General features: G+C 65.1%; 19 protein-coding genes. 13 read left to right on the forward strand and 6 right to left on the reverse strand.

Annotation, left to right across the window (positions count from 1 at the left end; translation table 11 throughout):
- The first annotated feature begins 3 nt into the window (after nucleotides 1-3).
- Genes ACTDXD_RS22180 through truB form a run of 3 tightly spaced genes read left to right on the forward strand, consistent with a single transcriptional unit; the run spans nucleotide 4 to nucleotide 2,567 of the window.
- Nucleotides 4-942 carry a metallophosphoesterase family protein gene (locus ACTDXD_RS22180; protein ID WP_440124364.1) on the forward strand — a complete coding sequence of 313 codons (939 nt, stop codon included), beginning with the start codon at nucleotides 4-6 and terminating at the stop codon, nucleotides 940-942.
- Nucleotides 943-983: 41 nt separating this feature from the next.
- On the forward strand, nucleotides 984-1,646 hold the full coding sequence (gene npt / locus ACTDXD_RS22185) for a 4'-phosphopantetheinyl transferase Npt (protein ID WP_440127751.1): 663 nt from the start codon (nucleotides 984-986) through the stop codon (nucleotides 1,644-1,646).
- Between the two features lie 3 nt (nucleotides 1,647-1,649).
- The gene (gene truB / locus ACTDXD_RS22190; RefSeq protein WP_440124365.1) at nucleotides 1,650-2,567 is read left to right on the forward strand and encodes a tRNA pseudouridine(55) synthase TruB; all 918 of its coding nucleotides are present in this window, start codon (nucleotides 1,650-1,652) and stop codon (nucleotides 2,565-2,567) included.
- A gap of 7 nt (nucleotides 2,568-2,574) precedes the next feature.
- Here the strand turns inward: truB and ACTDXD_RS22195 are convergent, their stop codons facing one another.
- Both ACTDXD_RS22195 and ACTDXD_RS22200 read right to left on the reverse strand, forming a co-directional pair.
- Complete coding sequence (locus ACTDXD_RS22195) at nucleotides 2,575-3,222, reverse strand: response regulator transcription factor (RefSeq protein ID WP_440124366.1); 648 nt, start codon at nucleotides 3,220-3,222, stop codon at nucleotides 2,575-2,577.
- A gap of 5 nt (nucleotides 3,223-3,227) precedes the next feature.
- A complete protein-coding gene (locus ACTDXD_RS22200) occupies nucleotides 3,228-4,403 on the reverse strand; it encodes a sensor histidine kinase (protein WP_440124367.1) in 1,176 nt (391 codons plus the stop codon).
- A 107-nt stretch (nucleotides 4,404-4,510) separates the two neighbouring features.
- Between ACTDXD_RS22200 and ACTDXD_RS22205 the strand changes: the two genes are divergently transcribed.
- Complete coding sequence (locus tag ACTDXD_RS22205) at nucleotides 4,511-5,437, forward strand: ABC transporter ATP-binding protein (RefSeq protein ID WP_440124368.1); 927 nt, start codon at nucleotides 4,511-4,513, stop codon at nucleotides 5,435-5,437.
- Between the two features lie 2 nt (nucleotides 5,438-5,439).
- On the forward strand, nucleotides 5,440-6,183 hold the full coding sequence (locus ACTDXD_RS22210) for a hypothetical protein (protein ID WP_440124369.1): 744 nt from the start codon (nucleotides 5,440-5,442) through the stop codon (nucleotides 6,181-6,183).
- A gap of 9 nt (nucleotides 6,184-6,192) precedes the next feature.
- On the opposite strand, the gene ACTDXD_RS22215 is transcribed toward ACTDXD_RS22210, so the two are convergent.
- From ACTDXD_RS22215 to ACTDXD_RS22230, 4 genes are read right to left on the reverse strand one after another with little or no spacing between them, the layout of a single operon-like run.
- Nucleotides 6,193-6,885, reverse strand: coding sequence for a metal-dependent transcriptional regulator (locus tag ACTDXD_RS22215; protein WP_440124370.1), 693 nt, complete (start codon nucleotides 6,883-6,885; stop codon nucleotides 6,193-6,195).
- 9 nt (nucleotides 6,886-6,894) lie between these two features.
- Entirely contained in the window at nucleotides 6,895-7,770 is an 876-nt protein-coding gene (locus tag ACTDXD_RS22220) for a metal ABC transporter permease (protein ID WP_440127752.1), read from the reverse strand.
- Complete coding sequence (locus ACTDXD_RS22225; RefSeq protein WP_440124371.1) at nucleotides 7,770-8,549, reverse strand: metal ABC transporter ATP-binding protein; 780 nt, start codon at nucleotides 8,547-8,549, stop codon at nucleotides 7,770-7,772. Before ACTDXD_RS22225 ends, ACTDXD_RS22220 begins: the two co-directional genes overlap by 1 nt.
- Entirely contained in the window at nucleotides 8,546-9,433 is an 888-nt protein-coding gene (locus ACTDXD_RS22230) for a metal ABC transporter substrate-binding protein (RefSeq protein WP_440124372.1), read from the reverse strand. The genes ACTDXD_RS22225 and ACTDXD_RS22230 overlap by 4 nt, the downstream gene beginning before the upstream one ends.
- 104 nt (nucleotides 9,434-9,537) lie before the next feature.
- Between ACTDXD_RS22230 and ACTDXD_RS22235 the strand changes: the two genes are divergently transcribed.
- The 8 genes from ACTDXD_RS22235 (at nucleotide 9,538) to narI (ending at nucleotide 21,801) form a co-directional block, all read left to right on the forward strand.
- Nucleotides 9,538-10,503 carry a bifunctional riboflavin kinase/FAD synthetase gene (locus ACTDXD_RS22235; protein ID WP_440124373.1) on the forward strand — a complete coding sequence of 322 codons (966 nt, stop codon included), beginning with the start codon at nucleotides 9,538-9,540 and terminating at the stop codon, nucleotides 10,501-10,503.
- 131 nt (nucleotides 10,504-10,634) lie between these two features.
- Complete coding sequence (gene rpsO, locus ACTDXD_RS22240) at nucleotides 10,635-10,904, forward strand: 30S ribosomal protein S15 (RefSeq protein ID WP_054806682.1); 270 nt, start codon at nucleotides 10,635-10,637, stop codon at nucleotides 10,902-10,904.
- A gap of 310 nt (nucleotides 10,905-11,214) precedes the next feature.
- On the forward strand, nucleotides 11,215-13,515 hold the full coding sequence (locus ACTDXD_RS22245; protein WP_440124374.1) for a polyribonucleotide nucleotidyltransferase: 2,301 nt from the start codon (nucleotides 11,215-11,217) through the stop codon (nucleotides 13,513-13,515).
- Nucleotides 13,516-13,768: 253 nt separating this feature from the next.
- Nucleotides 13,769-15,016 carry a nitrate/nitrite transporter gene (locus ACTDXD_RS22250; protein ID WP_440124375.1) on the forward strand — a complete coding sequence of 416 codons (1,248 nt, stop codon included), beginning with the start codon at nucleotides 13,769-13,771 and terminating at the stop codon, nucleotides 15,014-15,016.
- Nucleotides 15,013-18,711, forward strand: a complete 3,699-nt coding sequence (locus ACTDXD_RS22255) for a nitrate reductase subunit alpha (RefSeq protein ID WP_440124376.1) — start codon at nucleotides 15,013-15,015, stop codon at nucleotides 18,709-18,711. Before ACTDXD_RS22250 ends, ACTDXD_RS22255 begins: the two co-directional genes overlap by 4 nt.
- Complete coding sequence (gene narH, locus ACTDXD_RS22260; protein WP_440124377.1) at nucleotides 18,711-20,384, forward strand: nitrate reductase subunit beta; 1,674 nt, start codon at nucleotides 18,711-18,713, stop codon at nucleotides 20,382-20,384. The genes ACTDXD_RS22255 and narH overlap by 1 nt, the downstream gene beginning before the upstream one ends.
- Nucleotides 20,381-21,073, forward strand: a complete 693-nt coding sequence (narJ, locus tag ACTDXD_RS22265) for a nitrate reductase molybdenum cofactor assembly chaperone (protein WP_440124378.1) — start codon at nucleotides 20,381-20,383, stop codon at nucleotides 21,071-21,073. Before narH ends, narJ begins: the two co-directional genes overlap by 4 nt.
- Entirely contained in the window at nucleotides 21,070-21,801 is a 732-nt protein-coding gene (narI, locus tag ACTDXD_RS22270) for a respiratory nitrate reductase subunit gamma (protein ID WP_440124379.1), read from the forward strand. The genes narJ and narI overlap by 4 nt, the downstream gene beginning before the upstream one ends.
- Nucleotides 21,802-21,903: the final 102 nt, after the last annotated feature.

Genomic DNA, 21,903 nt, shown 5'->3' on the forward strand with positions numbered 1-21,903 from the left:
ACCGTGGCAGCGAAGTTGTGGGCGGTCAGTGACATCCATGTGGCACACCGGGGAAATCGGCCTGTCACCGAAGACCTGTTTCCCGAATCACCCGACGACTGGCTCATCGTCGCAGGTGATGTCTCGGAGAAGACCGACGATATCCGCTGGGCACTGAAGCTGCTCAGCGATCGCTTCGCGAAGGTGATCTGGGTTCCCGGCAACCACGAACTGTGGACCACCGCGAAAGATCCCGTGCAAATGCACGGGGTGGCTCGCTACGACTATCTCGTGACCATGTGCCGCGAACTCGGCGTGATCACTCCAGAAGACCCGTACCAGGTCTGGGAGGGCGAGGGCGGTCCGGTCGTGCTCGTTCCCATGTTCCTGCTGTACGACTATTCGTTCCTGCCGGACGGCACCACCACGAAGGCTGATGGCCTGGCTTTGGCGCGCGAGCGGAACGTGGTCGCGACCGACGAGTTCCTGCTGAAGCCCGACCCGTACATCACCCGCGACACGTGGTGCCGTGCACGGATCGAGCAGACGAGGACTCGGCTCGACGCGCTCGATCCTGAGTTGCCGACCGTGTTGATCAATCACTTCCCGCTCGTGCGCGAACCCACTCGAATGCTGTTCTATCCTGAGTTCGCACTGTGGTGCGGCACCACCGAGACCGCCGACTGGCACTTGCGGTACCGGGCGTTGTGCAGTGTGTATGGGCATCTCCACATCCCGCGTACCACGTATTACGACGGGGTGCGCTTCGAGGAGGTATCGGTCGGATACCCACGCGAATGGCAACGACGTGGCCTCCCCGACAACGTGCTGCGCCAGATCCTGCCCGTCCCGGACTACCCGGCGGGCACGCTCAACAAGTGGGGCGGTCATTTCACGGTGACTCCCGAGATGGAAGCCGAAGCCGAGAAGTTTCGGGCTCAACGAGAGAAGGAACTACGGTGACGGAACCGGCGACGAACCCCATGGTCGGTGCACGAGACGGTTTGATCGAACGGATCGTTCCCGACGGCGTCGCAGCCGCGGAACTGTTCTCCGACCCGCCGGGCCTCGCAGCTCACCCTCAGGAGGAAGCCCTCATCGCCAGGTCTGTCGAGAAGCGTCGCCGCGAGTTCATCGGTGCTCGGCACTGCGCACGTCAGGCGATGGGTCGCCTGGGTGTGGAGCCGGCGCCGATTCTCAAGGGGGACATGGGCGCACCGATCTGGCCTCGCGGAGTCGTCGGTAGTCTCACGCACTGCGACGGCTATCGCGGTGCCGTCCTCGGCTACTCGCTGCAGGTGCGTTCGCTCGGAATCGACGCGGAACCGCACGATCATCTCCCGGACGGTGTCCTCGATGCAGTCAGCCTCGACGTCGAACGCACATGGCTCGCGTCGACCGACGACACCGACGTGCACTGGGATCGGGTGCTGTTCTGCGCCAAAGAAGCCACATACAAGGCGTGGTTTCCGCTCACCGGTCGCTGGCTCGGATTCGAGGATGCCCACATAACCTTCGAACGCGACGACTCCGGTGCGACCTCCGGCACGTTCCGGTCGGAGTTGCTGGTTCCCGGCGACACCCGCGACGGCGCGCCGCTGACCGCATTCGACGGTCGCTGGCTTGTCGCCGACGGCCTGGTGCTCACCGCAATCACGGTGCGCTGAACCATGACCGAATCCGCTTTCGGCAACCCCGCCCTCACTCGTGCCGGCTTGCTCATCGTCGACAAACCGGCGGGCATGACCAGCCATGACGTCGTCGCCCGATGCCGGAAACTGCTGGGGACCCGCAAGGTAGGCCACGCAGGCACCCTCGATCCGATGGCGACCGGAGTTCTGGTGCTCGGTGTCGAACGCGCCACCAAGTTACTCGGGTTGCTGGCGTTGACCACCAAGTCGTACGCCGCGACGATCCGGCTGGGGCGGCGCACCGTGACCGATGACGCGGAGGGCGAAGTGCTCGAGACCATGGACGCGTCGTCCGTGAGCGACGACAGGATCACTGCAGGGGTTGCCGCGCTGACCGGGGACATCGAGCAGGTCCCGGCGAGCGTGAGTGCGATCAAGATCGACGGTAAGCGTGCGTACGCGCGGATGCGCGAGGGTGAAGCGGTGGAGCTCCCCGCGCGGCCGGTCACCGTGTCGCGGTTCGAGGTTCTCGCGCGCCACGACCCGACCGAGGAAGGATTCGTCGACCTCGACGTCGAGGTCGACTGTTCATCCGGGACCTACATCCGGGCTCTTGCGCGAGATCTGGGAGCGGCCCTTGGCGTCGGGGGACATCTCACGGCCTTGCGGCGTACCACGGTCGGCCCGTTCGGTCTCGAGCATGCGCGCACCCTCGAGCAATTGGTGGACGATCCGACACCGAGCCTCGACCTCGACGCGGCGATCCTGGCTGCGTTCGAAACCCGTTCGGTCACGGCCGACGAGGCCGTGGTGCTCTCGCACGGCCGCTGGCTCGACCCGATCGGTATGTCCGGTGTGTATGCGGCGATCGACCCGCAGGGGCGGGCGGTGTCGTTACTACAGGAGAAGGGGAAGCGGGCGGCATCGGTGTTCGTGGTGCGTCCGTCCAACATCTGAGGTGCGCTCAGGTCGTGACGAATCCCGATTCGTAGGCCACAATGACCGCCTGGGTTCGGTCGCGCACACCGAGCTTCGAAAGTACGGCACTGACATGGGATTTGACGGTCTCGGCGCCAACGAACATGTGCGTGGCGATCTCGGCATTCGACAGGCCGCGCGTCATCAACCGCAACACGGTCGACTCCCGTTCGGTGAGCGCAGCACGATCGAGTTGCTCGCGGGCGGGCGCGTTGCCATGGCCTGACGCGAGCGTCCGGACGGCAGCGGGATACAGAAGTGAATCGCCTTCGGCCACGGTGCGGACAGCATTTGCGATCTCGGCGGGGCGGGCACGTTTGAGCAGGAATCCGTCCGCGCCCGCCCGCAAAGCCCGGTAGACGTACTCGTCGTTCTCGAAGGTCGTCACGATCACGATCTTGGGCGGTGACGGTACGGTCCGCAGGATCGCGCGTGTCGCGTCGATCCCGTCCATCAACGGCATCCGCACGTCCATTGCGATCACGGTCGGACGTAACTGCCGCAAGAGCGGGACGACCGCGGCGCCGTCCCCGGCTTCGCCCACGACCTCGATGTCGGGCTGCGCGTCGAGGATCGCGCGCAGTCCCGCGCGGGCGAGTGGTTCGTCGTCGACGAGCAGCACGGTGATCGTCATGCGTATCACTGCGTTCCGTCGAACGGGAGCGTGACGTGGACCTGCCAGACACCGTCGGCCGGTCCGGTCGCCGCGTGGCCACCGAGTAGCTCTGCGCGTTCGTGAATGCCGCGCAACCCGCTTCCACGACCGGTGGTCGGCGCGCCGACAGGTAATGCGCTCGTCACCGCCAACTCGAGTCGATCGGCATCCACCTGAACTCGGACGAGGACGGGCCCGGGACCGGCATGACGCAGCACGTTGGTCAGCGATTCCTGCAGGATGCGGTAGCCCTCCCGGGAAAGTGGCCCGGGTACACGATCGATGGGGCCGGCGACCGAGACGTCGATTTCGGCGCCCGCCGATCGTGCGGACACGACAAGGCGACAAGCGTCGGCGAGGGTCGGACGCTCACCTGGCCCCGTGGAGTCGCGTAGCACGAGAAGGACCCGATCGAGGTCGTCGAGCGCGTCGCGTCCGGTTTCTTCGATTGCGCGCAGTGCCAGCGCGGTGAACTCGGGATCATCGGCGGCGCGGGCCGCGCCGGCCTGCAATACCGCGACGGTGAGGGCATGACCGATCGAATCGTGCAGCTCGCGAGCGAGACGGGTGTGTTCGAGGAGAAGGTCGGTGCGTTGTTCCAGGACCCGCATCCGATCTGCGGCGGAGGGGCCGAGCAACCGGCGCGCAAGGGCGGTGACCAGAGCCCCGAGCCCGAGGACCGTCGTGAAGATCACCATGATGGGCAGTGGGATCAGCAGGACGTACCACCACTGAGGTTGCTCGATCCTCACGAGGGCGTCCTCGCCCGGTGCACCTCCCATCGCTGCACCGGCGAGATCCGCGCACAGCATGATCATCGGCACGCACACGGCGCACAGTATTGCGCTGAGCGCGAGCCTGACCTCGAGCCAGAGCACGGTGCGCCACCGGTCGGACCAACTCGCCGACGATGTGGCGCCGATGGACGGCCCATCAGCGCGGGTTCTCTCACCGGGAGTGAGGAACAGTCGTGCCTGGACTCCTTCCGCGAGCCGCATCGCCGGGAGCAACCCCACTGGCACGACGAACAAGGCGAGCATGTACGGCCGTTCGTCGTCGATGAAGATCCACACCGCAGCGAACGTCAACGGCAGGCACAGATGTAACCCGCGGGTGTAGGTCGCCGGACGAGTCAAGAGCCGGCCTATCTCGCGGAACATGTATTCATAGTGCCAGCTGCGCGTTCGCCGGTGATTCCCCGAAATGGGGGAGACGGATCCCACCCGAGGGGGGAGATCACGCGACCGGTTCGGATGACGCTGAGCGCATGACGACAATCGAAGTGCACGAGCTCACCAAGGTATACGGATCGATCCATGCGGTCGACGGCGTGACGTTCACTGTGCGTCCCGGTGTGGTGACGGGGTTCCTCGGTCCCAACGGTGCCGGAAAGTCCAGCACGATGCGCATCATCCTCGGCCTCGACCGACCGACCACCGGGACTGCCATGATCGGCGGCAGGCCTTTCGCCGAATCCGGGCAACCCCTGACCCTGGCCGGTGCCCTCCTCGACGCGGACGCCGCGCACCCCGGGCGGACCGCCCGGAACCACCTGCTGGCGCTCGCGAGGAGCAATCGGCTCCCGGCCGACCGTGTCGGCGTGGTCCTCGACGAGGTCGGACTGTCCGCTGTCGAGGGACGACGCGTCTCGTCCTTCTCGCTCGGAATGCGCCAGCGCCTCGGGATCGCCGCCGCGCTGCTCGGCGACCCGCAGGTACTGATACTGGACGAGCCGTCGAACGGGCTGGACCCGGAGGGCATCATCTGGATCAGGGAGGCGTTGCCGAGGCTCGCCCGCGAGGGACGCACGGTCCTCGTCTCGAGTCATCTGATGTCCGAGATCGCCTCGTACGCAGACCACCTCCTGGTTCTCGGCGCGGGACGCATTCTCGCCGATGCTTCCACGGACGAATTCGTCCGCGCTCATGCCGAATCGACCGTGCGCCTGCGCACCCCCCACGGCACCCGCCCCGACGAGGTGCTCGCGCGCTCCGGATGCACTGCCGTCGAGGACGACCGCGGCAGATGGATGGTCCGCGGCGGCCGGATCGACGAGATCGGAGCGCGGCTCGCCGACGCGGGCATCCCCGTCCTCGAGCTCACCGATCAACAGGCCTCGCTCGAGGAGGCCTATCTTGCCTTGACATCGAGCGCGAGGACCCACGTGTCCGGCACGACGCACCAGGAGGCCTAGCCATGTCGTACGCATCCGCACTCCATTCGGAGTGGATCAAGACGCGGTCCCTGCCGTCACTCGGTGGGGTGCTCGCGCTCCTTTTTCTCGTCACCGTCGGATTTTCCCTGGTCGGCAGTGCAACGTTGGGCAGAGAGGAGGCGCGCGAACCCGATTTCGACCCGTTGCTGATCTCCTTCTTCGGCGTCAACTTCGGTCAGGTGGTCGCGATCACCTTCGGTGCCCTCGCCGCGGCAGCACAGTTCAAGAACCACGGCACGAGAGTCTGGCTCGTCGCAGTTCCCCGCCGCGGTGTGTTCTACCTCGCCGGTCTCGGCGTCGTCGCGAGTCTCACCTTCGTTGTCGGCCTGGCGACAGCCCTCGCGTGTTTCGTCGGTGGTCAGCTTCTGCTCGGTGAGCACCGGATGGAATGGACCGATGTGGCTGCTGGACGCGCAATTCTCGGGTGCGCGGTCTATCTGACCGCGATGGCACTGTTCGCGTCGGGAATGGCAACTCTGTTACGAAGTGCTGCAGCCACACTGGGCATCCTAGTCCCGCTGGTGTTGTTGCTGTCGTTCGTTCTCGGCGACGTGGCAGGCAGCAGCGGTGTCGCCGACTATCTGCCCGATCGCGCGGGGCGCCAGGTGCTCGTACTGGATCCGCTCGGTTCACCGGGGCCGTGGGCGGGACTTGTGGTGACAGCGTTGTGGTCGGGTACAGCCGTCCTCGCCGGTTGGTGGGCATTCCGTCGTCGCGACTGCTGACCGGCGGGATCAGACGAGCCAGATAGCTTCGGCCGCAAGATTTCCGAGGTCCACCGGGGTGCCGTCCGGGCTCCCGATCCGCACCGAGACGGTGCCGGCGAAGTCGCGACGTTCGACTACCTGGATGTCGGTGTCGAGAGCGATGCCGACCTCGTCGAAGTAGCGCAGCATCGCGGGGTCGGAGTCGGAGATCCGGGCGACACGTCCGCCTTCTCCGTCGCCGAACTCGCTGAGCGCGCGGGCGGGGGGCGCGGGAATCGAGCCTCCCGCAGTGGGGATCGGATCACCGTGCGGGTCGCGTTCGGGGTGGCCGAGTTTCGCGTCGATCGCGGCGATCATGCGCTCGGAGACCGCGTGCTCGAGAACTTCGGCTTCGTCGTGCACCTCGTCCCAGCCGTAACCGAGTTCGCGGACGAGGAACGTCTCGATGAGGCGGTGCCTGCGCACCATGGCGACGGCGGCGTCGCGGCCGCTGTCGGTGAGCGAGATGGACCCGTAGCGTGCGTGGTCGACCATTCCCTGGTCGGCGAGTCTGCGGACGGCTTCGGACACCGTCGACGCCGAGACACCGAGACGCTCGGCAAGCAGCTTCGTCGACACCTTCTCACCCGACCATTCCTGGATGGTCCAGATGATCTTCAGGTAGTCCTGGGCAACCGAGGACAACGTGTCGGTCACGGAGGGCTCACGAGTCTCAGGCACGTGACCAGCTTAGGTAACCGTCAGCGAAGAATCACCTTCTCGGGACGGTCGGCGGCGCAGTGCCGTGGTTACCAGGCCTTGTCGCGGTGCGAAGAGGTATGCGGCAGTGAACAGGGTGGCCTGGGCGAGCACCACCACGCCACCGGTCGCTGCATCGGTGTAGTAGCTCGTATACACACCGGCCACCGAACCGAGTGCGCCGAGTATCGGCGCGATGACCAGCATTCGAGACATCCTGTCGGTCAGCAGGTACGCGGTGGCACCGGGAATGATGAGCATCGCGACCACGAGGATCACGCCGACGGCCTGCACCGCACTGACGATCGTGATCGCCAGCAAGGCCAGTAGCAGCGCCGACAGCTTGGCAGGGGAGATGCCGAGTGCGTGCGCGTGGACGCGGTCGAACGCGAACAGGGTCAGGTCCCGACGCTTGACCACGAGCACCACGAACACCGCGGTGGCGAGCCCCGCGATCTGCCATACGTCGGATTGCGAGAGTCCCAGCAGGTTTCCGAACAGCACGTGGTGCAGGTCGATCTGGCTGGGATTCTTCGAGATGAGGACCACGCCCAGAGCGAACAGCGTGGTGAAGACCGTCCCGATCGCGGCGTCCTCCTTGATCTTCGTGGTCCCACGCACCAACCAGATCAGCGCTACCGCGAGACCTGCGAACAACAATGCGCCCAGGGTGAACGGCGCACCCACCAGGTAGGCCAGGACAACGCCGGGCAGGACCGCGTGCGAGACCGCATCGCCCATCAGGGACCAGCCGATCAACACGAGCCAGCAACTCAGCAGTGCACACACCGCGGTTGCGACGACCGCGACGACGAGGGCGCGTTGCATGAATCCGTACTGCAGTGGTTCGAGGATCAGATCGAGCATCACGACACCTCCTGTGGTTCGGTGCTCGCACCGAACGCCCGCGCAAGGTTCTCCGGCCGCAGTACGTCGTCGGGCGTGCTGTGCAGGACGACCCGCTTCTGCAGCAGAACCGCCTCGTCGCACAGCTGGGACAGACCTGCAAGGTCGTGGGTGGCGACGAGCAGCGTGTGCCCGTCGGCGGCGAGGCCGCGGAAAACGTCGGTCAGCGCGGCCTGGGTGGTTGTGTCGACGCCGGCAAAAGGTTCGTCGAGGAGCAACAGCGGCGCACGCTGTGCGATGGCCCGCGCGACGAACACACGTTTGCGTTGGCCCCCGGACAGCTGGCCGATCTGACGGTGGGCGAACGCGGTCATGCCGACACGGTCGAGTGCCTCGGTGACCGCCTCGTGGTCGCCGCGCCGTGCTCGGCGCATCCACCCCTGGTGTCCGTAGCGTCCGGTCATCACGACGTCGCGTACCCCGATCGGGAAGTCCCAGTCGACACCCTCGGCTTGCGGGACATACGCCACGGCGCCGGATTTTCGTGCGGCGGTGATTCCGATGCCGCCGACGGTGACCTCGCCTTCGTCAGGTTTGACGAGCCCGATCACGGTCTTGAACAGGGTGGACTTGCCTGATCCGTTGGTACCGACGAGCCCGCACACTCTGCCGGGATCGAGTTCGAGGCTCACCCGGTCGAGCGCGACGACGGTGTCGTACCGGACTGTCACGTGATCCAGGCGCAGTGCGGGTCCGGGGGGACGGGCACGGTCGGGTCGGGCGGTGCCGGAGAGCGTCACGGGTTCAGTCCTGACGTGATGGTTGCGACGTCGTGGCGGAGCAGGTCGAGATAGGTGGGTACCGGGCCGTCGGGTTCGGACAGCGAGTCGACGTAGAGAGTGCCTCCGTACGCGGCACCGGTATCGGCGGCGACCTGCCTCTGTGCCTTGTCGGAGACGGTGGATTCGCAGAACACCGCAGGGATGTCGTTGTCGCGTACGAAATCGACTGTGCGGGCGATCTGTTGCGGGGTGCCCTGCTGGTCGGAGTTGATCGGCCACAGGTAGGCCTCGCGCATTCCGGCGTCGCGCACGAGATAACCGAAGGCACCCTCGCAGGTGACCAAGGCTCGTTGGTGCTCGGGAACGGCCGCCAGCGTCGTGATCAGTTCGTCGTGTACGGCCTGGAGGTCGGACCGGTATGCGTCGGCGTTGGTCGCGAAATCCGCGGCGTGCTCGGGAGCGAGGTCGCTGAGCGCGGCCTCGATGTTGTCGACGTAGATCTGTGCGGTCAGCGGTGACATCCACGCGTGCGGGTTGAGTTGCGTGGAGGGCGCGTCGCCGATGGGCAGAGGCTCGATACCCTCGGTCAGCACTACATGTGCGGCGTCGGTGTCGGCGAGGAACTGCTCGAACCAGCGTTCGAGACCCAATCCGTTGTCGAGGACGAGATCCGCCTCGGTTGCATGCCTCAGGTCGCCGGGTGTCGGTTCGTAGCCGTGCACTTCTGCGCCGGGCTTCGTGATCGACTCCACCCGTATGTGGTTGCCCGCGACTGTGCGGGTCATATCGGCCAGCACGGTGAACGTGGTCAGCACGAGCGGGCGGTCGTCGGTCTGCGCGGTGCCACATGCGGTGAGCCCGATCAGTGAGCTGACTACAAGCAGTAATTTGGTTGGTCTCATCAAAAAGTTCGGCACCCCGAAATTATGCAGAACCGCATTCCGGATTGTCCAGCGGGGCCGAGGGCGAGGATGCCGGCCCGTACATGGGGTCGTAGGCTTCCGATGTGCAGAGATGGCGAGGTCTGGACGAGATACCTGCGGACTGGGGTCGGTGCGTGGTCACGATCGGCGTGTTCGACGGCGTGCATCGGGGTCACCAGCAACTGATCACCCGTGCGGTGAAATCAGCGAAGAAGCGGGGCATCGCCAGCGTGTTGATGACCTTCGACCCGCACCCGATGGAAGTGGTTCGTCCTGGGAGCCATCCGGCCCAGCTGACCACTTTGGCCCGGCGGGCCGAACTCGCCGAAGAACTCGGCGTCGACGTGTTCTGCGTGATGCCCTTCACCCCCGAGTTCATGAAACTCTCGCCCGAGCGTTACGCCCGAGAGATTCTCGTCGAGCGGTTGCATGTCGCCGAGGTGGTCGTGGGGGAGAATTTCACCTTCGGCAAGAAGGCCGCGGGAACCGTGGAGATGCTCCGTGGCATAGGCGAACGATTCGGTTTCGCGGTGGACGGGCAGACCCTGCTCGCCGAACATGCGGTGACGTTCTCGTCGACCTACATCCGTTCGTGTGTCGATGCGGGCGACATGACCGCCGCTACCGACGCGCTCGGCCGCCCTCACCGTGTGGAGGGTGTCGTTGTGCACGGCGACGGACGCGGCCGGGGGCTCGGGTTCCCCACGGCGAACATCGCGCCCCCGATGTATGCCGCCATCCCCGCGGACGGTGTCTACGCCGCATGGTTCACAGTCCTCGATTCGGGATCTCCCGTGGACGGCCTCGAGGCCGGCCTGCGCTACCGTGCCGCGGTGTCGGTGGGGACGAATCCCACCTTCTCGGGCCGTAATCGCACGGTCGAGGCGTTCGTGCTCGATGCTGATGCCGATCTCTACGGGCAGCACGTGGCTGTCGACTTCGTCGAGCGGCTCCGTGGCATGGAGAAGTTCGATTCCGTCGAGGCGCTCATCTCGGCGATGCATCGAGACGCGGATCGAGCTCGTGACCTTCTGGCCGGCGAAGCGTAGGCCGGCAGTCAAGCACCAGATGAACATCTGGTAATCTCGTCCGTCGGTGTGTGCTGCGGTTCGCGGCGGCCGCACCACCGGGTTCCGGCCCGTTGTTCATCACGCGGACATCAGTGATCAGGAGTAGAACAGTGGCATTGACCACCGAGCAGAAGAAGCAGATCCTCGGCGAGTACGGTCTCCACGAGACCGACACCGGTTCGCCGGAGGCGCAGGTGGCGATGCTCACCAAGCGCATCACCGATCTGACCGAGCACCTGAAGCAGCACAAGCACGACCACCACTCCCGCCGCGGCCTGCTGCTGCTGGTCGGTCGTCGTCGCCGTCTGCTCAAGTACGTCGAGAAGGTCGACGTCGCGCGTTACCGCGCGCTCATCCAGCGTCTGGGCCTGCGTCGCTGACGCAGTCCGGAAGCGACACGATCTGCATTCGCTGATCTTTTCCGATAGCCAACGGGGTACCCCTTAGACTGGGCCTCGTTGGCTATCGGTGTATGCGCCGGAATTGCCGGCGCAGCACATCGCCGCCGACGGCGATGATCCGTACGCACCGACGGTGTCGGTCTTCGGTAGTGACCCTTCGGCCGCACGAGAAGTGCCGGCGGGTTTCGATCGACGACCGCCTCCGTGAGTCGGTGCGCAGCCGTGGCCAAGGGGGCCCGGCGCCCGCGTGGGTACGGCGAAGACGAAGAGGGAAGAGAAGATTTCACAGATGACCAGTAACACCGCAGTCGAGGTCGACGAGGGCGTATTCGAATCCGTCGCCACGCTCGACAACGGGTCCTTCGGCACCCGCACCATTCGATTCGAGACCGGACGCCTTGCTCAGCAGGCCGCCGGCTCCGTCGTCGCATACCTCGACGACGAAACCATGCTGCTGTCGGCCACGAGCGCCTCGAAGCAGCCCAAGGAGCATTTCGACTTCTTCCCGCTGACGGTGGACGTCGAAGAACGTATGTACGCAGCGGGCCGCATCCCCGGCTCGTTCTTCCGTCGTGAGGGCCGCCCCTCGACCGACGCGATCCTCACCTGCCGCCTCATCGACCGGCCGCTGCGTCCGTCGTTCGTCGACGGCCTGCGCAACGAGATCCAGGTCGTGGTCACGGTCCTGAGCCTGAACCCGAACGACCTCTACGACGTCGTCGCGATCAACGCGGCCTCGGCATCCACTCAGATCGCGGGTCTGCCGTTCTCCGGTCCGGTCGGTGGCGTGCGCGTCGCACTCATCACGTCGGAGGAGAACAAGGCCGGCCAGTGGGTGGCGTTCCCGACCGTCGAGCAGCTCGAGAACGCCGTGTTCGACATGGTCGTCGCCGGCCGCATCGTCGGCGGAGGGGACAACCCGGATTCCGCCGATGTCGCCATCATGATGGTCGAGGCGGAGGCCACCGACAAGGTGATAGCACTCGTCGAGGGCGGCGCGCAGGCGCCCACCGAGACGGTCGTCGCCGCGGGGCTCGAAGCGGCGAAGCCGTTCATCGCGCGCCTGTGTATTGCTCAGCAGCAGCTCGCCGCTGCCGCGGCGAAGCCGACCGGTGATTTCCCGTTGTACCCCGCATACCAGGACGACGTGTACGCCGCGGTCGAGGCCGCTGCGTCCGCCAAGCTTGCCGAGGCTCTCACGATCGCCGGTAAGCAGGAGCGCGACGACCGCACCGATGAGGTCAAGGTCGAGATCCTCGAGCAGGTCGCACCGTCGTTCGAAGGTCGCGAGAAGGAGATCGGCGCAGCATTCCGTTCGCTGACCAAGAAACTCGTGCGCCAGCGCATCCTCCGCGATCAGTTCCGCATCGACGGCCGCGGCATCACCGACATTCGCGCGCTGTCTGCCGAGGTCGCCATCGTTCCGCGCGCCCACGGTTCCGCACTGTTCGAGCGCGGCGAAACCCAGATCATGGGTGTCACCACCCTCGACATGGTCAAGATGGCGCAGCAGGTCGACTCGCTCGGTCCTGAGACGACCAAGCGCTACATGCACCACTACAACTTCCCGCCGTACTCGACCGGTGAGACCGGCCGGGTCGGTTCGCCGAAGCGTCGCGAGATCGGCCACGGCGCACTTGCCGAGCGCGCCCTCATTCCGGTGCTTCCGAGCCAGGAAGAGTTCCCGTACGCGATCCGGCAGGTGTCCGAAGCCCTGAGCTCCAACGGCTCTACGTCGATGGGCTCGGTATGCGCATCGACGCTGTCGCTGCTCAACGCAGGTGTGCCCCTCAAGGCGCCGGTTGCAGGCATCGCGATGGGTCTGGTCTCCGACGAGATCGAGCTCGAGGACGGCAGCCGCGAGACCCGGTACGTCGCCCTCACCGACATCCTCGGTGCCGAGGACGCATTCGGTGACATGGACTTCAAGGTCGCGGGTACGAAGGACTTCGTCACGGCGCTCCAGCTCGACACGAAGCTCGACGGCATCCCGTCGCAGGTCCTTGCCGGTGCGCTCTCGCAGGCGCACGACGCCCGCGCCACGATTCTCGAAGTCATGGCCGAGGCGATCGACACCCCCGACGAGATGAGCGCGTTCGCGCCGCGTATCACGACCATCAAGGTCCCCGTGGACAAGATCGGTGAGGTCATCGGCCCCAAGGGCAAGATGATCAATTCGATCACCGAAGAGACCGGCGCCAACATCTCGATCGAGGATGACGGCACCGTCTATGTCGGTGCCGCAGATGGCCCGTCCGCGCAGGCTGCGATCGACAAGATCAACGCCATCGCGAATCCGCAGCTGCCCAAGGTCGGCGAGCGGTTCCTGGGCACCGTGGTCAAGACCACGGCGTTCGGGGCGTTCGTCTCCCTGCTGCCCGGCCGCGACGGTCTGGTACACATCAGCAAGCTGGGTAACGGCAAGCGCATCGCCAAGGTCGAGGACGTCGTGAGCGTTGGATCCAAGATCCGCGTCGAGATCGCCGACATCGACAACCGCGGCAAGATCAGCCTGATCCCCGTCGAGGAGGAAGCCGCTGCTGAGCCGGCCGCCGCCGGAGAGGCCGCCACCGAGGCTGCCGAATCCTGATTTCTCGCACACACGCCCGCGTGTGGTTCTCCCGCTAGAGGAGAACTGCCCGCGGGCGGTGTCGTATCCGCTCGACGTATCCTCGGAGAAAGTCCCTGTGAGCAGGGGGCTTTCGATCCACTGGCACCTTATGCGGTCCACATCCGCGACAGCCAGGGTCTTTCGTACTCGGGTTCGAACTCACAAACTGCGACCGTTGTAACGTTTACCCAAACATGCGCGCGAGTTCTCCTCGGAGTGGTTACCTGAGGGGGTGAACACGGTTGCAGCGACTGGCATCGGGGCACGACCCGGGTTCAACTTGGCACTGGCCACCTGGGTATCTGCCATAAACTTCTGGGCCTGGAACATGATCGGCCCTCTGTCCACCACCTATGCGGGCGACATGTCCCTCAGTAGTAGTGAGGCGTCGATGCTCGTCGCGACGCCCATTCTCGTGGGATCGCTCGGCAGAATCGCCGTCGGACCACTCACCGACCGGTACGGCGGTCGGTTCATGTTCATCCTCGTCACCGTCGCCTCCATCATCCCGGTGCTCGCGGTCGGTTTCGCGGGTGAAGCCGGGTCTTATCCACTGCTCCTGGTATTCGGGTTCTTCCTCGGCATCGCGGGCACGATATTCGCTGTCGGGATCCCGTTTGCGAACAGCTGGTACGACGCTTCCCGCCGAGGATTCGCAACCGGTGTGTTCGGCGCGGGCATGGTCGGTACCGCTCTGTCCGCGTTCTTCACTCCGCGATTCGTCGGCTGGTTCGGGACAATCACCACTCACGTGATCATCGCGATCGCACTCGCACTCACAGCGGTGCTGTGTGTCGTAGTGATGAGGAACTCACCGACCTTCACCCCGAACACCGACAAGGTCACTCCGAAGCTGATCGCGGCCTGCAAACTCCGCGTGACGTGGGAGATGTCGTTCCTCTACGCCATCGTCTTCGGCGGTTTCGTTGCGTTCAGCAACTACCTGCCCACGTACATCAAGACGATCTACGATTTCTCGGCTGTCGACGCGGGAACGAGAACGGCAGGGTTCGCGGTCGCCGCAGTGATCGCTCGGCCCATCGGCGGTGCACTCTCCGACCGGATTCCGCCGAAATACGTTGTGCTCGCCTCACTCGCAGGTACCGCGGTCACGGCGTTCATCGCTACCCTCAAGCCTCCGCCGGACGTCTGGTCGGCCACCGACTTCATCACGATGGCGATCTTCCTGGGGATCGGCACCGGCGGCGTCTTCGCGTGGGTTGCGCGGCGGTCACCGGCCAAGTCGGTCGGTAGCGTCACCGGAATCGTTGCTGCTGCAGGTGGTTTGGGCGGATACTTCCCACCACTGGTAATGGGTGCGACGTACGACCCCGTCGACAACGACTACACGGTCGGCCTGCTACTGCTCGTCGCGACGGCCTTGGTCGCGCTGGTCTACACCGCACTGAAACTGAAAACACGTGAACCGACGACCGATGCGGCAGTCGGCGCACCACAGCCACAGGAGGAATCGAAGTGACCACTGAGAAGACCGGTACGGGCGGACCGCTCGAGGATCTCCTGGTTCGAAGTGGTCGATTCTTCACTCCCGGAACGGGTTCCGATGACGGCCGTACGGTCACCCGCCAGGGTGGCCGTGAAGGCGATGTGTTCTATCGCGATCGCTGGAGCCACGACAAGGTGGTTCGTTCCACCCACGGAGTCAACTGCACCGGTTCATGCTCGTGGAAGATCTACGTCAAAGACGGAATCATCACCTGGGAGACCCAGGAGACGGACTACCCGTCGGTCGGCCCCGACCGTCCCGAGTACGAACCTCGAGGATGTCCCCGGGGTGCCGCGTTCTCGTGGTACACGTACTCACCGACCCGGGTGCGGTATCCCTACGCGCGTGGTGTCCTCGTCGAGATGTATCGCGAGGCCAAACAGCGTCTCGGCGATCCGGTCCTCGCGTGGGCCGACATCCAGAACGACCCAGAGCGGCGCGCGCGCTACCAACGGGCCCGCGGCAAGGGCGGTCTCGTGCGCGTGACGTGGAACGAGGCCACCGAGATGATCGCGGCTGCGCACGTGCACACGATCAAGGAGTACGGGCCCGACCGCATCGCCGGTTTCTCGCCGATCCCGGCGATGTCGATGGTGTCGTTTGCGGCGGGTTCGCGATTCATCGAATTGCTCGGCGGCGTCATGACCTCGTTCTACGACTGGTATGCCGACCTTCCCGTTGCATCTCCGCAGGTGTTCGGTGATCAGACGGACGTGCCCGAATCCGGCGACTGGTGGGACGCCGCGTACCTCATGATGTGGGGCTCGAATGTTCCCGTGACCCGGACACCGGACGCGCACTGGATGGCGGAGGTCCGCTACCGCGGTACGAAGGTCGTCTCGATCAGCCCCGATTACGCCGACAACACCAAATTCGCCGACGAGTGGATGCCGTGTGCGGCAGGGACGGACGGCGCCCTCGCGATGTCGATGGGCCATGTGCTGCTCAACGAGTTCTACGTACAGCAGCGGGTCCCGTTCTTCGTCGACTACGTGCGGCAGTACACGGATCTGCCGTTCCTGGTGAAGCTCGAGGATCGCGACGGCGCGCTCGTTCCGGGTAAGAACCTCACCGCGGCCGACCTCGGTCACGAGGTCGAGAACGCCGCGTTCAAGCCGGTCCTGCTCGATGGCGCCACCGATACCGTCGTCGCGCCGAATGGCTCTCTGGGGCACCGATACGGTGACGAGGGCGTCGGTAAATGGAATCTGGATCTCGGCGGCCTCGTACCGACGTTGACGGTCGCTCCGGCCGGCGGCGCAGCGGGGGAGACCGCCGCGGTGCATCTGCCGAGCTTCGATTCGATCGACGGGCACGGTGAGAGCATCCAACGCGGTGTCCCTGTGCGAAGGGTCGGAGAACACCTCGTGTGCACGGTGTTCGATCTCATGCTCGCGCAGTACGGCGTGAACAGGCCCGGCCTGGATCTGCCCGGGCAGTGGCCCAGCGGATACGACGATGCCGACTCGCTCTACACGCCGGCATGGCAGGAAGCGATCACCGGAGTCTCTGCAGAGCAAGCCATCCGGATCGCGAAAGAGTTCGCGCGCAACGCCGAGGAATCGAACGGGCGCTCGATGATCATCATGGGCGCGGGTATCTGCCAATGGTTCCACGGCGACGCCACCTACCGCGCTGTGCTCGCGTTGCTGTTGCTCACCGGGTCGATGGGCCGCAATGGCGGAGGCTGGGCACACTACGTCGGTCAGGAGAAGTGCCGTCCTGTTACCGGGTGGGCGGCGATGGCGATGGGTACCGACTGGAGTCGGCCCCCGCGGCAGATGGCGGGTACCTCGTACTGGTATGTGCACACCGACCAGTGGCGCTACGACGGCTACCGCGCAGACGCATTGGCGAGTCCGCTCGGACGCGGCCGATTCCGTGACAAGCACACGATGGATGTGATGGCTTCCGCCGTCGCGATGGGATGGACTCCGTTCTACCCACAGTTCGACCGGAACAATCTCGACGTCGCGGACGAGGCGCGTGCAGCAGGCAAAGAGATTCCGGCGTACGTCGCGGAGCAATTGGCGAGCGGGGATCTGAAACTCTCGGTCACCGATCCCGACAACCCGAAGAACTGGCCCCGCGTCCTGAGCGTGTGGCGCTCGAACCTGCTCGGCTCCTCGAGCAAGGGCAACGAATATTTCCTGCAGCATCTGCTCGGAACAGACTCGAACCTGCAGGGTGACTCCACCACCGACGGCCTGCGACCGAAGGAGGTGACGTGGACCGACGCAGTACCCGAGGGCAAGCTCGACATGCTGATGTCGATCGACTTCCGCATGACGTCCACCACGCTGTTCTCGGATGTCGTACTGCCCGCTGCGACATGGTACGAGAAGGGCGACCTGTCGAGCACCGACATGCACCCGTACATCCACGCGTTCAGTCCGGCAATCGACCCGCCCTGGGAAACACGGTCGGATTACGAAGCATTCGGCGCCATCGCGAAGGCCTTCAGTGCACAAGCGCGTACGCACCTCGGTACTCGCACCGATGTCGTGATGGGCACGCTCCAGCACGACACCCCGGGAGCGATGGCCTTCCCGTCCGGTACCGAGAACGATTGGCGCAAGACCGGTGAGGTTCCGGTTCCGGGAAAGACGATGGGCCCGCTCGTGGTCGTCGAACGTGACTACGCCGCTGTGGCGGACAAGTGGTCCACACTCGGCCCTCTCGTGGACAAACTGGGGCTGACCACCAAGGGGGTGACCACGCATCCGACCGAGGAGGTCGCCGAGCTCGCCGCGAAGTTCGGTGTGATGAACACCGGAGCCGGTGCTGGGCGCCCGGCCATCACCACCGCGGAACGGATGGCCGATGTGATCCTGTCGCTCTCCGGGACCTCCAACGGCCGGCTGGCGGTCGAGGGATTCAGGGAACTCGAGAGGCGTACCGGCAGACGTCTCGTTCATCTGGCCGAGGGCAGCGAAGAGCGCAGGATCACCTACGCAGACACCCAGGCCAGGCCCGTTCCGGTGATCACCAGCCCCGAATGGTCCGGCAGCGAGACCGGTGGCAGGCGTTACGCTCCGTTCACCGTGAACATCGAGGAACTCAAACCGTTCCACACCCTCACCGGTCGCATGCACTTCTATCTCGATCACGACTGGATCGAAGAGGTCGGGGAGCAATTACCGACCTACCGGCCGCCGCTGGACATGTCGAGACTGTTCGGGGCGTCCGCCATCGGGACGACGGACGGAGTCGGCCTGACGGTGCGATATCTGACCCCGCACTCCAAGTGGTCGATCCACTCCGAATACCAGGACAACCTGTTCATGCTGTCACTGTCGCGTGGCGGCCCGACGATGTGGATGAGCCCCGCCGATGCAGCGAAGATCTCGGTCCGGGACAACGATTGGGTCGAGGCCGTCAACCGCAACGGGGTGGTGGTGTGCCGCGCGATCGTCTCGCACCGTATGCCCGAAGGAGTCGTGTACGTCTATCACGCCCAGGAGCGCACGATCGACGTCCCTCTGACCGAGACCACCGGCAAGCGCGGCGGTATCCACAACTCGATCACGAGGATTCTCATCAAACCGACACACATGGCGGGCGGTTACGCGCAGACGTCGTACGCCTTCAACTATCTCGGGCCCACCGGGAATCAACGCGACGAAGTGACGGTGGTCCGCCGCCGTAGCCAGGAGGTGACGTACTGATGAAGGTCATGGCGCAAATGGCGATGGTGATGAACCTCGACAAGTGCATCGGGTGCCACACCTGTTCGGTGACCTGCAAGCAGGCGTGGACAAATCGGTCGGGCACCGAGTACGTGTGGTTCAACAACGTCGAAACCCGTCCGGGACAAGGGTATCCGCGCCGGTACGAGGATCAGGAGAAGTGGCGGGGCGGTTGGGTCCGCGACAAGAAGGGCCGACTGCGCCTGCGCGACGGCGGGCGCCTCCACAAGCTCAGCCGCATCTTCTCCAACCCGAAGATGCCGTCGATCGACGACTACTACGAGCCGTGGACCTACGACTACGAGAACCTCACCACCGCGCCCCTGGGCAACGACATCCCTGTGGCGCCCCCGCGCAGCCTCATCAGCGGCAAACCGATGAAGGTGGAATGGTCGGCGAACTGGGACGACGACCTCGGTGGTTCCCCCGAGATCGTGCCGCAGGACCCGATCCTGCAGAAAGTCAACGAGGAGGTCAGACTTCAGCTCGAAGAGACCTTCATGTTCTACCTCCCGCGAATCTGCGAGCACTGCCTGAACCCGTCGTGCGTTGCGTCCTGCCCGTCGGGTGCGATCTACAAGCGCAGCGAAGACGGGATCGTGCTCGTCGACCAGGACCGCTGCCGCGGCTGGCGGATGTGTGTCTCGGGCTGCCCTTACAAGAAGGTGTATTTCAACCACAAGACCGGCAAGGCCGAGAAGTGCACATTCTGCTACCCGCGGATCGAGGTCGGGTTGCCGACGGTGTGCGCGGAGACCTGCGTCGGCCGGCTCCGATACATCGGTCTGGTGCTCTACGACGTCGACAAGGTGCTCGAAGCCGCATCGGTCCCGGACGACAAGGATCTGTACGAGGCGCAACGGCAGCTCATCCTCGACCCGAACGATCCGGAAGTCGTTGCCGGTGCACGGGCCGAAGGGATCTCCGACGAGTGGATCACCGCAGCGCAGCGATCACCGATCCACGCGCTGATCAACAAGTACAAGGTGGCGTTGCCGCTGCATCCGGAATACCGGACCATGCCGATGGTCTGGTACATCCCACCGCTTTCGCCGGTCGTCGACGCGGTCAGCCGCGACGGCCACGACGGTGAGGATCTCGGAAATCTCTTCGGGGCACTCGAATCGCTCAGGATTCCGGTCCGGTACCTCGCGGAGCTGTTCACAGCGGGCGACACCAACGTGGTCGAGGGTGTGTTGCACCGGCTCTCGGCGATGCGCTCGTACATGCGTGACGTCAACCTCGGACGCGACACCCAACCCCACATCCCGAAGGCGGTGGGCATGACCGAGGAAGAGATCTACGAGATGTACCGGCTGCTTGCTCTCGCCAAGTACGACGAGCGCTACGTCATTCCGACCGCGTACGCAGCCGAGGGACACAAACTCGAGGAGACCGCGACAGACTGCTCGTTATCGTTCGACGGCGGACCGGGTATGTACGAATCGGGGCCGTTCGGTGAGTCCAGCGGGGGGCCGGTGCCGGTCGCCGTCGAGACCTTCCACGCGCTCGAGCAGCGACAGACGACGGAGGGTATGGCCGCGAATGCGAGCCGTCCGTCGCGGGTGAACCTACTCAACTGGGACGGTAAGGGCGTGCCGGCAGGCATTTTCCCGGATCAGCACCGCGATGAAATGAAGGAGAACCGATGAAACTGCTGCGCCGCCCCGCGCGACGAGACTCGGCGGCGATTCGGTTGCAGCACCGTGCGATCCGGCAGGCGGCGTCGTTGCTGCTCGCCTATCCGGACGAGCGGACGCCGGGCCGCCTCGTGACCGTCGGCGCCCTGCTCGACCACATCACCGGGCCTGAACGCGACGCCCTGGACCGTACTGCGTCGTATCTTCACGCGACCGATCCCCTCGTGGTGGCACGCCACTACGTCGAGACGTTCGATATGCGCCGCCGGTCGACGATGTATCTGACCTACTGGACCGGAGGCGACACACGGAACCGAGGCGCGGAGATCCACGCCTTCGCGCGTGCCTACCGTGACGCGGGAGTCGAGCCGCCCGGCGGGGAGGCCCCCGACCACCTACCTGTGGTGCTCGAATTCGCCGCGACGGTGAATCCGGAGACGGGGGAGCAGTTGCTCGCGGCGCACAGAGCGCCGCTGGATGTGCTGCACACCGCGCTCGTCGAATGCGGATCGCCGTACGCCGACACCCTGACCGCGGTGTGTGCCACGCTTCCTCCCGTCACAGATCAGGAGGTGCAACGAGCTCGTCACCTGGCAGAGACAGGGCCCCCGGCAGAGGCGATCGGATTGCAACCGTTCACTCTCACAGTGCCGCCGCGCCGCGACGGTAGTCCAGCTCGAGAAGGAGATCGACCGGCATGAGCGCGGGCGAGATTTTCTGGGACATCGTGCCGTACGTGGCCCTCGCCATGATTGTCGTCGGCACGTGGTGGCGATACCGATACGACAAGTTCGGGTGGACCACCCGATCGTCACAGCTGTATGAGAGCCGGTTGTTGCGGATCGGCAGTCCGCTCTTCCACTTCGGCATGCTCGTGGTGATCCTCGGACACGTCATCGGACTGCTGATCCCGGAGTCCTGGACGGAAGCCGTCGGTATCAGCGAGCACATGTACCACTGGGGCGCCGCGATTCCGGGCGTCATCGCGGGTGTCGCGACGCTGATCGGCGTGGCCCTACTGGTCTACCGTCGGCGCACCAGAGGTCCCGTCTTCAGCGCGACCACCCTCAACGACAAGCTCATGTATCTGGTGTTGGTTGCCGCGATCGTCGCCGGGCTGGCCACGACGATGATCGGCGCGTTCGAGGGCAACGAGGCACACAACTACCGCGAGACGGTGTCTCCGTGGTTCCGGTCGATCTGGATACTGCAGCCCCGGGGCGATCTGATGGCAGAGGCACCGCTCTCGTTCCACATCCACGTGATGATTGCGCTGGTGTTGTTCGCCATCTGGCCGTTCACGCGCCTCGTCCACGCTTTCAGCGCGCCTTTCGCGTATCTGTTCCGTCCCTACATCGTCTACCGCGGGCGTGACGAAGCGTCGAAGGACCAGCTGGTCGGATCCCAGCCTCGACGTCGAGGCTGGTGACGAGAACGCAGCAGTGGTTGTCGACGGCAACACCGTGGTAGTCGCGTGTAGTGTGTGGTGTTCCGTGCCTTGAACACAGCTCTCACCACAGGCGAATCACCG

The organism is Rhodococcus sp. SJ-3, from assembly GCF_051918125.1.
GTDB lineage: Bacteria > Actinomycetota > Actinomycetes > Mycobacteriales > Mycobacteriaceae > Rhodococcus.